General features: G+C 62.8%; 12 protein-coding genes and 1 tRNA gene. 10 read left to right on the top strand and 3 right to left on the bottom strand.

The window, feature by feature from the left end; all coding sequences use genetic code 11:
* Window positions 1-8: 8 nt before the first annotated feature.
* Genes yidD through rpmH form a run of 3 tightly spaced genes read right to left on the bottom strand, consistent with a single transcriptional unit; the run spans window position 9 to window position 983 of the window.
* Window positions 9-401 (bottom strand): membrane protein insertion efficiency factor YidD, encoded by a 393-nt coding sequence (gene yidD / locus ACP3TD_RS00990; RefSeq protein ID WP_426764913.1) that lies wholly within the window; start codon window positions 399-401, stop codon window positions 9-11.
* Window positions 394-804, bottom strand: coding sequence for a ribonuclease P protein component (gene rnpA / locus ACP3TD_RS00995; RefSeq protein WP_426764915.1), 411 nt, complete (start codon window positions 802-804; stop codon window positions 394-396). Before rnpA ends, yidD begins: the two co-directional genes overlap by 8 nt.
* Before the next feature lie 41 nt (window positions 805-845).
* Window positions 846-983, bottom strand: coding sequence for a 50S ribosomal protein L34 (gene rpmH / locus ACP3TD_RS01000; RefSeq protein ID WP_003800212.1), 138 nt, complete (start codon window positions 981-983; stop codon window positions 846-848).
* A 470-nt stretch (window positions 984-1,453) separates the two neighbouring features.
* Between rpmH and dnaA the strand changes: the two genes are divergently transcribed.
* The 10 genes from dnaA (at window position 1,454) to ACP3TD_RS01050 (ending at window position 13,431) form a co-directional block, all read left to right on the top strand.
* Window positions 1,454-2,875 (top strand): chromosomal replication initiator protein DnaA, encoded by a 1,422-nt coding sequence (dnaA, locus tag ACP3TD_RS01005; protein ID WP_426764916.1) that lies wholly within the window; start codon window positions 1,454-1,456, stop codon window positions 2,873-2,875.
* Window positions 2,876-3,404: 529 nt separating this feature from the next.
* Window positions 3,405-4,529, top strand: a complete 1,125-nt coding sequence (dnaN, locus tag ACP3TD_RS01010; protein ID WP_426764917.1) for a DNA polymerase III subunit beta — start codon at window positions 3,405-3,407, stop codon at window positions 4,527-4,529.
* Between the two features lie 46 nt (window positions 4,530-4,575).
* Window positions 4,576-5,460 (top strand): phosphogluconate dehydrogenase (NAD(+)-dependent, decarboxylating), encoded by an 885-nt coding sequence (gene gnd, locus ACP3TD_RS01015; RefSeq protein WP_426764919.1) that lies wholly within the window; start codon window positions 4,576-4,578, stop codon window positions 5,458-5,460.
* Between the two features lie 45 nt (window positions 5,461-5,505).
* Complete coding sequence (gene recF / locus ACP3TD_RS01020; RefSeq protein WP_426764921.1) at window positions 5,506-6,714, top strand: DNA replication/repair protein RecF; 1,209 nt, start codon at window positions 5,506-5,508, stop codon at window positions 6,712-6,714.
* Entirely contained in the window at window positions 6,698-7,255 is a 558-nt protein-coding gene (locus ACP3TD_RS01025; protein ID WP_314212637.1) for a DUF721 domain-containing protein, read from the top strand. The genes recF and ACP3TD_RS01025 overlap by 17 nt, the downstream gene beginning before the upstream one ends.
* A 382-nt stretch (window positions 7,256-7,637) precedes the next feature.
* The gene (gyrB, locus tag ACP3TD_RS01030) at window positions 7,638-9,725 is read left to right on the top strand and encodes a DNA topoisomerase (ATP-hydrolyzing) subunit B (protein ID WP_426764922.1); all 2,088 of its coding nucleotides are present in this window, start codon (window positions 7,638-7,640) and stop codon (window positions 9,723-9,725) included.
* A gap of 53 nt (window positions 9,726-9,778) precedes the next feature.
* Window positions 9,779-12,409, top strand: a complete 2,631-nt coding sequence (gene gyrA, locus ACP3TD_RS01035; protein WP_426764923.1) for a DNA gyrase subunit A — start codon at window positions 9,779-9,781, stop codon at window positions 12,407-12,409.
* Window positions 12,406-13,074, top strand: coding sequence for a DUF3566 domain-containing protein (locus tag ACP3TD_RS01040; protein WP_426764925.1), 669 nt, complete (start codon window positions 12,406-12,408; stop codon window positions 13,072-13,074). Before gyrA ends, ACP3TD_RS01040 begins: the two co-directional genes overlap by 4 nt.
* A 98-nt stretch (window positions 13,075-13,172) precedes the next feature.
* Window positions 13,173-13,246, top strand: a tRNA-Ile gene (locus ACP3TD_RS01045).
* 68 nt (window positions 13,247-13,314) lie between these two features.
* The gene (locus ACP3TD_RS01050; RefSeq protein ID WP_208858419.1) at window positions 13,315-13,431 is read left to right on the top strand and encodes a DLW-39 family protein; all 117 of its coding nucleotides are present in this window, start codon (window positions 13,315-13,317) and stop codon (window positions 13,429-13,431) included.
* Window positions 13,432-13,495: the final 64 nt, after the last annotated feature.

Raw genomic sequence — 13,495 nt, forward strand, 5'->3', positions numbered from 1 at the left:
CCTATTCGTCAGGCCGCACTGCGGCCTTCTTCATTAGTCCGAGCAACCAGGTACCTGTCCGGGTTGTTCAGCACAACAATTGTGGGGGTCTGGTTTTCAGGCCATTCCCGCTTGCCGGCGGGGACGTGGTCCACTCCGCCGGCGTTCCATGGGTGGCAGCGGCCCAGGCGGCGGACGGCCAGCCAGGTTCCTTTAACAGCGCCATGGACGGTGACAGCTTCAAGGGCGTAAGCCGAGCATGAAGGAAAAAACCGGCAGACCTGGCCGTACAAGGGTGAAATCACCTTGCGGTAGGCCTTCAGCAGGAGAATGAGGATGTTCCGGGGCGCGTTCCAGAGAAACAGCAGGACGGCGGCGGGAACAGGATGAAGATGGGCGACGACGGCGGTGGCGTTAGGCACGCGGTGTCCCCTTCTGTGTTGTACCAGACGAACCCTTGGCAGCAGCCCTTTGGGGGCGGCCGGCCAGTCGGTTCAGCGTCGACTCAAGTGCAGCGTTATAGTCCTCCAGCAGCTGGTCCCAGCTGGCGGAAGCGGACGCAGGCAGCGCCCTGACCACTATGGCGAGGCCGGTGCCGTGTTCGCGCAGCGACGCAGCACCTGCTTCCCGTAGTCTCCTCTTAACGAGGTTCCTGACCACAGCGTTCCCGACACTCTTGGAAACGATGAACCCGATCCGGCTGGGTTCGTCGGCAGCGATGGCTGCCGCATATAACACTACGTTCCGGCGTCCATTGCGGACACCGGAACGTACGGTTGTTGAAAAGTCGGTGGAAGTCCTCAGGCGGTTGCGGGTGGCCAGCACCTTAAACTCGCAAGGAAGGTATCTACCGACAAGTCAGTTATTTAAGCCGACAGCTCGGTGCGGCCCTTGCCACGGCGGGCTGCCAGGATGGCGCGGCCGGCACGGGTACGCATACGAAGGCGGAAGCCGTGCTTCTTGGCTCGACGGCGGTTATTCGGCTGAAAAGTCCGCTTGCTCACGTTAGTTACTCCAGTGGATCAAAGGTGCGTCCACCCGATCAAAATGGGGAAGAACTGGCCGACGCTAAGTTTTGTATATGCACGCTTCCCCCTGCTGCCCAGGCGCAGTGCGCTTGGGAGAATCAGTCGGGGCCAAAAAGCGGACACAAAGGACTTCACAACGTTAGGGCAATTTAGACCCTGCAGTCAAACCGGGCGGGGTCCCCTCCACTATCCCCAGCTGTGTCTAACTACCCTTCACCGCCTGTGGATGAAGTGGCTCACAGGCGCCAAAAGCGAACCACAACGGTGTAATTATCCACAAGCAGTTTCCCAGCTATCTTCTAGGCTTTTCATCCCCTAGAGTGGCTCAGTAGCCGATTATCCACGGGCTGTGCATAACCCTGTGGATGAAGCTGGGCCATCATCTTGGTTCCGGGTCCGGGGCTGCAGGTAATGCAGGGCAAAGCAAGTTTTGAGGGAACCGATTGATGACAGTAGACGAAGCCAACCACGCCAATACTGTCGGAAGTTCCTGGCGGCGGGTCATCAGCCTGCTGGAGAAAGACCACCGGGTAACACCGCGCCAGCGTGGCTTTGTCATCCTCGCCCAGGCCCAGGGCCTGATCGGATCCACCCTCCTGGTGGCCGTTCCCAACGAACTCACCCGCGAGGTGTTGCAGACGCAGGTCAAGGATGCCCTGGACGACGCCCTGCACAACGTCTTCTCTGAGGACATCAGGTGCGCCATCGACGTCGACACCGATCTGGTCCCCATCCACAAAGAGCCTGAACCCGTGGTTGAGCCTGCCTATTCGCAGGACCAGCTGATCGAGCAGAAGCCGCAGCCCATGCTGCCGAGCACCTCCCACGAATTTGGCAGGCTCAACCCCAAATATGTCTTCGACACGTTCGTGATCGGTTCATCCAACCGTTTCGCCCACGCTGCTGCCGTCGCCGTCGCCGAAGCACCTGCCAAGGCCTACAACCCGCTGTTCATTTATGGCGACTCCGGCCTGGGCAAGACGCACCTTCTGCACGCGATCGGGCACTATGCCCGCCGGCTCTACAGCGGCATCCGGGTTCGCTATGTGAATTCCGAGGAGTTCACCAACGACTTCATCAACTCGATCCGGGACGACGAGGGCGCCAGCTTCAAGACCACATACCGGAACGTCGACGTCCTGCTCATTGACGACATCCAGTTCCTTGCCGGCAAGGACCGGACGCTGGAGGAGTTCTTCCACACCTTCAACTCGCTGCACAACAACAACAAGCAAGTGGTGATCACTTCCGATCAGCCGCCCAAGCTGCTTGCCGGTTTCGAGGACCGGATGAAGTCGCGCTTCGAATGGGGCCTGCTGACGGACATCCAGCCCCCTGAACTGGAAACCCGCATCGCCATCCTCCGCAAGAAGGCCCTCAGCGAGGGACTGTCCGCGCCGGACGACGCGCTGGAGTACATCGCATCCAAGATCTCGAGCAACATCCGCGAACTTGAGGGCGCGCTCATCCGCGTCACCGCATTCGCCAGCCTGAACCGGCAGCCCGTGGATGTCGCCCTCGCCGAAATGGTCCTGAAGGACCTCATCACCGACGACGGCGCCCAGGAAATCACATCCGGCCAGATCCTGCAGCAGACCGCTGACTACTTCAAACTCAGCATGGAAGAGCTCTGCAGCAAGTCCCGGACCCGGACACTGGTCACCGCCCGGCAGATCGCCATGTACCTCTGCCGCGAATTGACGGACATGTCCCTCCCCAAGATCGGCCAGGAGCTCGGCGGCCGCGATCACACCACAGTCATCCATGCTGACCGGAAGATCCGTGAGCTGATGGCCGAGCGGCGTGTGATCTACAACCAGGTCACGGAGCTGACCAACCGCATCAAGCAGCAGCAGCGCGACTCCTGATCCCCGCATCTATACCTTATTAACAGGTGCATGTGGATAAGCCTGTGGATAGTTAAGGGGACAAGCGCGCTTAATGGGCTTAAAACCCTTAAGGTGCCTGTGGATCGTTAAAAACCGGCTTCTGGGTTGTCCCCATCCACACCCTGTTTAAAACCCAGTTAACTCACAGTCCGTGAACAGGGCTTAACCGCGGATCTCCGCCGCGAGACGGGGTTATCCACAGTTTCCACAGCAGTTATTAACACTACGAATCCCAAAAAATTGAAAATCCCTCAAACAACAAGATCCTTCCCCTCGTGCCGTGCGGGGACCATCAGGCCCCCTGAAGGGGCCGGGGAGGTTTTGGGGGATGGGTTAATCCCAGATCTTCCGGCTAAGCTGTCAGCAGCGCTCCCATCCCCGGGTTTTTGTGTGGTTTCCGTTCAGCGTGGACCATGCACCTGCCGGAATCGGGTGCATCATTTTCCGGAATCACCCTTGCGGAGGTTCCGGCCTACTTGGCAGCAGCAATGAAAGGCGGCATCCCTCCGTGAAGTTCAGAGTCGATCGGGACGTCCTGGCAGAAGCCGTTACCTGGACAGCCCGCTCGTTGTCTCCGCGGCCGCCAGTGCCAGTCCTCTCCGGCCTGCTCCTCAAGGCAGAATCCGGAACCGTCAGCCTTTCAAGCTTCGATTACGAAACGTCGGCGCGCCTTGAGATCGCTGCCGACATCCGTGACGAAGGCACCATCCTGGTGTCGGGCCGCCTTCTTGCGGATATCTGCCGAAGCCTGCCTTCAGCGCCTGTTGACGTCGAAACCGACGGCAACAAAGTCACCCTCACCTGCCGCCGCAGCAGCTTCCACCTCGCCACCATGCCCGAGGCTGAATACCCGCCGCTTCCCGCGCTTCCCGCCATCAGCGGCACCGTTCCCGGTGATGCATTTGCACAGGCCGTTTCCCAGGTGATCATTGCCGCCAGCAAGGATGACACCCTGCCTATCCTCACCGGGGTTCGCATGGAAATCGAAGACGACCTCATCACGCTGCTGGCTACCGACCGCTACCGCCTGGCGATGCGCGAGGTACCGTGGAAGCCCGTCACTCCCGGCGTCTCCACCAGTGCACTGGTCAAGGCCAAAACCCTCAACGAAGTGGCCAAAACACTGGGCAACAGCGGCGACATCAGCCTGGCACTGTCCGATGACGACACCCGCCTGATTGGCTTCGAAAGCGGTGGACGTACCACCACGTCCCTGCTGGTGGATGGCGATTACCCGAAGATCCGATCGCTTTTCCCGGAATCAACGCCCATCCACGCCACTGTCCAGACCCAGGAACTGGTGGAAGCCGTCCGCCGCGTCTCGCTGGTGGCTGAACGAAACACCCCGGTCCGCTTGGCGTTCACTGCCGGGCTGCTGAACCTGGATGCCGGTACCGGCGAAGACGCCCAGGCATCCGAAGAACTTGAAGCGCAGCTCTCCGGAGACGACATCACGGTGGCGTTCAATCCCCACTACCTGGTGGAAGGCCTCAGCGTGATTGAAACCAAATTCGTGCGGTTCTCATTCACGTCAGCCCCCAAGCCGGCCATGATCACCGCCCAGGCTGACGCCGACGGCGAGGACCAGGATGATTACCGGTACCTGGTGATGCCGGTTCGTCTCCCCAACTAGTCCCCATCGGCTCCCACCACCCACTAGCCCAGAAAAGAGTTCCACCATGCACATTGGACTGATCGGCCTTGGCAAAATGGGATTCAACATGCGTGAGCGGCTGCGTAATGGCGGCATCGAGGTCACGGGTTACGACCGGACCCCCGATGTGACCGACGTGGCTACCGTCGATGAGCTCCTGGCCGTCGTACCGGCACCGCGGCTGATCTGGGTGATGGTTCCCGCCGGCGCAGTCACGGATGCAGTCATCACCGAACTCGCGGACAAGCTGGACCAGGGCGACCTGGTGATTGACGGCGGAAATTCGCGCTTCACCGAAGACCAGAAACATGGTGAACTCCTCGGCGGAAAGGGAATCCGTTTCGTGGATTGCGGTGTTTCCGGCGGCGTCTGGGGCCTGCAGAACGGCTATGGCCTGATGGCCGGCGGCGACGCTGCGGATGTGGAACTGGCCCTGCCGGTCTTCGATGCCCTGCGTCCGGAAGGCGACCGTGCGGACAGCTTCGTCCATGTGGGCGGCGTCGGCGCGGGCCATTACGCCAAGATGGTTCACAACGGCATCGAGTACGGCCTGATGCAGGCATACGCCGAGGGATACCAGCTGCTCGCTTCGAAGGACATCATCAGCGACCTCCCCGGCACTTTCCGCGCGTGGCAAAAAGGTACTGTGGTCCGGTCGTGGCTGCTCGACCTGCTGGTCAAGGCCTTGGAAGAGGACCCCGGCCTGCAGAACATCGATGACTACGTGGAGGACTCCGGCGAAGGCCGTTGGACCGTTGAGGAAGCCATCGCCAACGCCATCCCGGCTCCCGCGATCACGGCAGCGCTCTTCGCCCGTTTTGAGTCCCGCGAGGACAGCTCACCTGCCATGAAGATGGTGTCCGCACTCCGGCACCAGTTCGGCGGGCACGCTACCCGTCCCGCCAAGTAGCACCCACCGGGGACGGCCGCTGTCCCCAGAATTGTCGAAACCCGCGTGTATCTGGAACACCTCTCCCTGACCGATTTCCGCAGCTACGCCCAGGTGGACCTTGCCCTCAGCCCCGGCGTCACGGTGCTGGTGGGTTACAACGGCATCGGCAAAACCAACCTGATGGAGGCTATCGGCTACCTGGCCACGCTCAGCTCCCACCGGGTCAGTTCGGATGGCCCGCTCCTGCGGTTCGGCACCGAACGCGCCCTGGTCCGGGCCAGGCTGGTGCGCAACGGCCAGACCACCGTGCTCGAGCTGGAAATCAATGCCGGCAGGGCCAACCGCGGCCGCATCAACCGCAGCAACCCGGTCCGGGCGCGGGACCTGCTGGGCATCTGCCAGACAGTGCTGTTTGCGCCGGAAGACCTGGCCTTGGTCAAAGGAGATCCGTCCAATCGACGCAGGTTCCTGGACGAACTGCTCGCCAGCCTGGTCCCGCACCATGCCGCAACCCGCAGCGACTACGACCGCGTGCTGAAACAGCGCAACGCCCTGCTGAAATCGGCCCGCGCCGGGCGGGTCACCGCCGCCCACGAGGCCACCCTTGATGTGTGGGACCAGCACATGGCAAAGGCCGGGGCCGAACTCCTGCACGCACGGCTGGAACTGGTGGAACTTCTCCGGCCCCACCTTTCGCGCGCCTATGCGGAGCTGACCGACGCGTCCAAGCCGGCTGACGCGATCTACAGGTCCACGCTGCAGAACCAGATGGACGACGACGGCGCATCGTTGGGTGCCACAGGCCGGCCTGGGCCGGGGGACACGGCAGCTGCCGAAGACCTGCGCGGCCTCAGCATTGAGGAGCTGACCCAGCGCTATATCCGCGCGTTCGGCGAATCACGGAAGAAGGAGCTTGAGCGAGGCATCTCGCTGGTGGGTCCGCACCGGGACGATCTTGAACTTGTGCTGGGGCAGGCACCCGCCAAGGGCTATGCATCCCATGGTGAAACCTGGTCGATGTGCCTGTCCCTGCGGCTGGCGTCCTACTACGTCATGCTTGACGATGCCCGTACCGGCGGCTCCGCTCCCATCCTGATCCTTGACGACGTTTTTGCCGAGCTGGACGTCCATCGGCGGCGTAAACTGGCCGCTATAGTTTCCGGCGCGGAACAGGTCCTGGTGACCGCCGCCGTCGACGCCGATATCCCGGAGGAACTGTCCGGACGGCGGGTGAAAGTCGTCCCGGGAGGCATTGATGAGCAGGGAGAGTGACGCCGGCGGGCTGCAGCCCGGACGTGATCCCGACCAGATCGATGCTCCGCAGGCCGCGCTCAACCGGATGCGCGAGGCCGCCGCAGCCCGCGGCGAGATTCGCCGCAAGGCACAGCGGCCCGGACAACAAAAGTCCAGGGGCAGCATCCGGGACACCCGCGGGTTCAGCCAGTTCCATGCCACGGGCCGCGATCCGTTGGGGCTCGGCAAGGTGGTGGGGCGGCTGGTGGCCGAGCGGGGCTGGACATCGCCAGTGGCTGTCGGTTCCGTCATGGCGGAATGGGCCACTCTCGTGGGTCCGGAAATTTCAGCGCATTGCACTCCGGAAAGTTTTACCGATACCACCCTGCACGTGAGGTGTGATTCGACCGCCTGGGCCACCCAGCTGCGGCTCCTCAGTGCCAGCCTGCTGGAGAAATTCAGGGTGGAACTGGGAGACGGCGTGGTCACCAGCATCCAGGTTCTGGGCCCTTCGGCGCCCAGTTGGCGCAAGGGCGGCAGGAGTGTCAACGGGCGCGGACCGCGGGATACCTACGGATAGCCCGGCGCCAATCCCTTGATAATCGGCCTGCGGCCGTGTAGGCGCCTGCAAGGGCTGCGGCCTGTATAGGCACCAAGAGGCGGTTCCGTTAGGGCGCCCTAGGCGGGGCCAGTGGCCTGCCATGGGCACACGGTACCGCGTCCACGCCCCTGGAATGCGGGGATATGGGGCGTTTCGCGGTAGAATTGTTGCAGATAACTGGGCGCGGGTGAGACGTTGACTGAGTCCGTTTTCCGCGCACTCCGGTCCGCGGTCTGCGGCTCCCCACAACGTCAACAAGTCACCTGCGCCATAAGTTTGTGCCTGTTGGCAGGTGACTTCCTGTATTTACCCGGGAAGAAACCGGCCGGCCATCATCGAGAACGAGGAGTCGACAGCGCCTGTGGCTAACGACAATACAGATATTCTGGCAGTTGACCCCGCGGCCGGTGACGCCGGCGGTCCTGACGCAACGGCGGAAGCGGCCACCCCACGGGAGTATGGCGCCAGTGACATCACTGTCCTCGAAGGCCTCGAAGCGGTGCGCAAACGCCCCGGCATGTATATCGGTTCCACCGGTCCGCGCGGCCTCCACCACCTGGTATACGAAGTGGTGGACAACTCGGTCGATGAAGCACTGGCCGGCTACTGCACCCACATCGAGATAGTCCTGCAGGCCGACGGCGGCGTCAAGGTAGTGGATGACGGCCGCGGCATTCCCGTGGACATGCACCCCACCGAGCACAAGCCCACTGTTGAAGTGGTCATGACCATCCTGCACGCCGGCGGCAAGTTCGGCGGCGGCGGTTATGCAGTGTCCGGTGGACTCCACGGCGTTGGCATCTCCGTGGTGAACGCCCTGTCCAGCCGGGTGAACACGGAAGTCCGCCGCCAAGGGCATGTTTGGCGGATGTCCTTTGCCAACGGCGGCAAGCCGCAGGGCAGCCTGGTCCAGGGCGAGGAAACGGACCAGACCGGCACCACGCAGACCTTCTACCCCGACGCGGAGATCTTCGAAACCACCGAGTTCGATTTCGAAACGCTGCGCGCACGCTTCCAGCAGATGGCCTTCCTCAACAAGGGCCTGCGCATCACCCTTACCGATGAGCGCGCGGCCACCGAAGACGAGGCCGACGCCGATCCGGACTTGGACGGCATGGTCACCGAAGGCGAGATCAGCGCCGAGCACCGGACCGTGGTGTACCAGTACGACGAAGGCCTGCTGGATTACGTCAAGCACCTGAACTCGGGCAAGAAGGTTGATGTGGTCCACGAGGACGTCATCGCCTTCGAAACCGAGGACAAAGACCGCAAAATCGCGCTGGAAATGGCGATGCAGTGGACGAATGCCTACTCCGAGAGTGTCCACACCTACGCGAATACCATCAACACCCACGAAGGCGGCACCCACGAAGAGGGTTTCCGCGCGGCCATGACGTCCCTGGTCAACCGTTACGCCCGGGAAAAGGGCATCATCAAGGAAAAGGACGACAACCTCACCGGAGACGACATCCGGGAGGGACTTACCGCCGTCATTTCCGTGAAGCTCTCCGAGCCCCAGTTCGAAGGCCAGACCAAGACGAAGCTCGGCAACTCCGAGGTCAAGGGTTTCGTCCAGCGGGTTGTCACGGACGGCCTGGGTGACTGGCTGGAACGCAACCCAGGCCCGGCCCGCGATGTCATCCGGAAAGCTATTTCGGCCGCCCAGGCACGCATGGCAGCACGGAAGGCCCGCGACAACGCCCGCCGGAAGAGCCCGCTGGAATCCTTCGGCATGCCCGGAAAGCTCTCCGACTGCTCGTCCAAGGACCCGGCAAAGTGCGAGGTCTACATCGTGGAGGGTGACTCCGCAGGGGGTTCCGCCAAGCGCGGCCGCAACCCCGAAACCCAGGCCATCCTTCCGTTGCGCGGAAAGATCCTCAACGTTGAACGCGCGCGCCTGGACAAGGCCCTTGGCAACGCCGAAGTGCAGTCCATGATCACCGCCTTCGGCACGGGCATCGGCGAAGACTTCGACCTCGCCAAGCTGCGGTACCACAAGATCGTGCTGATGGCCGATGCCGATGTTGACGGCCAGCACATCACCACGCTGCTAATGACGCTGCTGTTCCGCTATATGCGGCCCCTGATCGAGAACGGCTACGTCTACCTCGCGCAGCCTCCGCTGTACCGCATCAAGTGGTCCAACGCTCCGCACGACTACGTCTACAGTGACCGCGAACGCGACGCCAAACTGGTGTCCGGCCAGGCAGCAGGCCGCCGCATTCCCAAGGACAACGGCATCCAGCGCTACAAGGGCCTCGGTGAAATGGACTACACGGAGCTGTGGGACACCACCATGGACCCGGACAACCGCACCCTGCTCCAGGTCACCATGGACGACGCCCTCGCAGCCGACCAGATCTTCTCGGTCCTGATGGGCGAAGACGTGGAATCGCGGCGCAACTTCATTCAGCAGAACGCCAAGGACGTCAGGTTCCTCGATATCTAGGACATCGCTCCTACATTCGATAACCGACATATACCTGAAACGGAAAATACAAAATGAGCGACGAAACACCCGAGAACCCGGCCCCCGACGCCGGGAATCCGGAAACCGTTCTTGAAGGCGATGTGCTGATCGACCGCGTGGAGCAGGTGGACCTGCAGACGGAGATGCAGCGTTCCTACCTGGACTATGCCATGGCCGTCATTGTGGGACGGGCCCTCCCGGACGTCCGCGACGGGCTCAAGCCGGTGCACCGCCGCGTGCTCTACGCGATGTTCGACGGCGGCTACCGGCCTGACCGTTCCTTCAACAAGTGTGCCCGCGTGGTGGGCGAGGTCATGGGCCAGTACCACCCGCACGGTGACACTGCGATTTACGACGCCCTGGTCCGCCTCATCCAGGACTGGACCATGCGATACCCGCTGGCCCTCGGCCAGGGCAACTTCGGCTCGCCGGGCAACGACGGCGCGGCTGCACCCCGTTACACCGAGACCAAGATGGCCCCACTGGCCATGGAGATGGTGCGGGACATCGACGAGGAAACCGTCGATTTCCAGGACAACTACGACGGCAAGAACCAGGAACCCACCATCCTGCCGGCCCGTTTCCCCAACCTGCTGGTGAACGGATCCTCGGGCATCGCCGTCGGCATGGCCACCAACATTCCGCCGCACAACCTCCGCGAAGTTGCGGACGGCGTGCAGTGGTACCTGGCCAACCCGGCTGCCACCCGCGAGGAACTACTGGAAGAACTCCTGCGCCGTGTGAAGGGACCGGATTTCCCCACCGGCGCCACCATCCTCGGCCACAAGGGCATCGAGGACGCGTACCGCACCGGCCGCGGCTCGGTCACCATGCGTGCCGTGGTCAATGTCGAGGAGCTGCAGAACCGCACCTGCCTGGTGGTCACCGAACTGCCGTACCAGGCCAACCCGGACAACCTGGCCATCAAGATCGCCGAACTGGTCAAGGACGGCAAGATCCAGGGCATTGCCGACCTCCGTGATGAGACGTCGGGCCGTACCGGCCAGCGCCTGGTCATTGTCCTCAAGCGCGATGCCGTGGCGAAGGTTGTGCTGAACAACCTCTACAAGCACACGGAACTGCAGAGCAATTTCTCGGCCAACATGCTGGCCATCGTGGACGGCGTTCCGCGTACCCTGAGCCTGGACGCTTTCATCCGGCACTGGGTCACCCACCAGATGGACGTCATTGCACGCCGGACCCGCTACCGCCTGCGCAAGGCGGAAGAAGAAGCGCACATCCTGCGTGCGCTGCTGAAGGCATTGGACATGCTGGATGAGGTCATCGCCCTGATCCGCGCATCCAACACCACCGAAGCAGCCCGCGACGGCCTGATGGAACTGCTGGACATCGACGAACTGCAGGCCCGGGCCATCCTGGACATGCAGCTGCGCCGCCTCGCAGCCCTGGAACGCCAGAAGATCCAGGACAGGCACTCCGAACTCGAAGCCCTGATTGCCGAATACAACGCGATCCTCGCTTCCGAAGAGCGCCAGCGCGAGATCATCAGCACCGAGCTGGGCGAAATCGTGGACAAGCACGGCGATGACCGCCGCACCAAGATCCTCATGGGTTTTGACGGTGACATGTCCATGGAGGACCTCATCCCCGAAGAGGAGATGGTGGTCACCATTACCCGCGGCGGCTACGTCAAGCGGACGCGAAGCGACAACTACCGTTCCCAGCAGCGTGGTGGCAAGGGCATCAAGGGCGCCCAGCTGCGGGGTGACGACGTAGTGGAGCACTTCTTCGTCACCACTACCCACCACTGGCTTCTGTTCTTCACCAACCTGGGCCGCGTCTACCGCGCCAAGGCCTATGAGCTGATGGAAGCCGGACGCGATGCCAAGGGCCAGCACGTGGCCAACCTGCTGGCTTTCCAACCCGATGAGCACATTGCCCAGGTGCTGGACCTGAAGGACTACCAGCAGTCGCCGTACCTGGTGCTGGCCACCAAACGGGGGCTGGTGAAGAAGACCCGGCTGGAGGACTACGACACCAACCGCTCCGCCGGCGTCATCGCCATCAACCTGCGTGACGGCGACGAACTGGTCTCCGCCCAGCTGGTCTCCGAAACCGACGACCTGTTCCTGGTATCCCGCATGGGCCAGTCGATCCGCTTCACCGCCACCGACGATGCGCTGCGCCCCATGGGACGTGCCACGTCCGGCGTGACCGGCATGAAGTTCCGTGAGGATGATGAACTGCTGGCCGCCGATGTGGTCACCGACGGGTCCTTCGTGTTCATAGTGACCGAAGGCGGCTACGCCAAGCGCACCGCCGTGGAGGAATACCGCCTGCAGGGCCGCGGTGGCCTGGGCATCAAGGTAGGCAAGTACCAGGAAGAACGCGGGCACCTCGTGGGCGCCCTGATTGTCCAGGAAGAGGATGAAGTCCTGGTGGTCATGGAGGGCGGCAAGGTTGTCCGTTCCTCCGTAGCCGGTGTCCCTGCGAAGGGCCGCGACACCATGGGTGTCATCTTTGCCAAGCCGGACAAGAACGACCGCATCATTGAGGTTGCCCGCAACAGCGAACGCGGTCTCGAGGACGAAGAATCAGTGGAGGATGACGTAACGTTGGCTGAAGAATCACCGGCCTTTGAGTCAGAGGACGCCTCGGGCGACGCTGAGCCGAACGACGACAACACGGAGGTAACCGAGTGAGTAATTCCGACTCATTTCCCAAGCCGAACAGCACCGTTCCCGATGGTAACCGGCCCTCGGCGGCACCCCGGGTGAACGCCCCTGTCCGTCCGCAGCAGCGGCCTTCCGCGCCCGCCGGTGCCCCCGGCCAGCGTCCTTCGGTTCCCGGACAGCGTCCGTCCCAGCCCGGCCAGGGAAGCCAGCAGGGCCAGCCCGGCCAGCGTCCGGCCCAGGGACAACGCCCGGCCTCCGCCGGACCGCGCCCGCAGGGTGCCACTGGCCAGGGAGGGCCGGGCCTCGTGAAGCCGGCGCCGAAGGCCAAGGCACGCCGTGCCCGCCTGCTGATCAGCAAGGTGGACCCTTGGTCCGTCCTGAAGATGGCGTTCCTGCTTTCTGTGGCCCTGGGCATTGTCACCGTCGTGGCTGCCATCGTCCTGTGGACCGTCCTGGACCTCACGGGGATCTTCGACCAGGTGGACAGCCTGCTGGGCACGCTGGCCGGTTCGGAGGGCGGCGGCTTCGAACTGAAGAAGGTCGCATCGCTGGGCCAGGTGGCCTCCTTCGCCACGATCATCGCCGTGGTGAACGTGGTCCTGCTGACCGCGCTGTCCATGCTCTCGGCTGTCCTCTACAACATCTCTGCCACCCTGGTGGGCGGCATCGGCGTGACCCTCACCGACGATTAAGACACCGCTTCCACCGGCCCCGGAGCCGGTGGAAGCGCCCGATTTGAGATCGGGCCGGGATGTGCTGTAAAGTCATGTCTCGGCCCGATGAGGCATCGGGGCGTATAGCTCAGGCGGTTAGAGCGCTTCGCTGATAACGAAGAGGTCCCAGGTTCAAGTCCTGGTACGCCCACGGAACCTGTGCAGGTTCAAGTTGAGGTTTGTCTGCGAAACACTGCAGCAGGCCGGAACGGGGAGCATGTGAAGAAGTTGCTTGTACTGGCAGCGGCGATCGCAGGCGTTCTGCTCTACCGGAAAGCACAGGAATCCGAAGCCCGGAAAGATGTCTGGAGCAAGTCCACCGACACGGTGAACTAGGCCGGACGCCCGGTCTGGGAGCTGGTCAAGGGCTCCCGGGTTCTAGGGTATGATTGACGGGTTG

The sequence above is a fragment of the Pseudarthrobacter sp. 1G09 genome (genome assembly GCF_050038305.1).
In the GTDB taxonomy this organism is placed as follows: Bacteria; Actinomycetota; Actinomycetes; order Actinomycetales; family Micrococcaceae; genus Arthrobacter; species Arthrobacter equi.

Bases quoted from the DNA above. Each gene is read 5' to 3' on its own strand.
- gyrA (WP_426764923.1), top strand. From the start codon at position 9,779: ATGAGCGACGAAACACCCGAGAACCCGGCCCCCGACGCCGGGAATCCG.
- ACP3TD_RS01025 (WP_314212637.1), top strand. From the start codon at position 6,698: ATGAGCAGGGAGAGTGACGCCGGCGGGCTGCAGCCCGGACGTGATCCC.
- dnaA (WP_426764916.1), top strand. From the start codon at position 1,454: ATGACAGTAGACGAAGCCAACCACGCCAATACTGTCGGAAGTTCCTGG.
- gnd (WP_426764919.1), top strand. From the start codon at position 4,576: ATGCACATTGGACTGATCGGCCTTGGCAAAATGGGATTCAACATGCGT.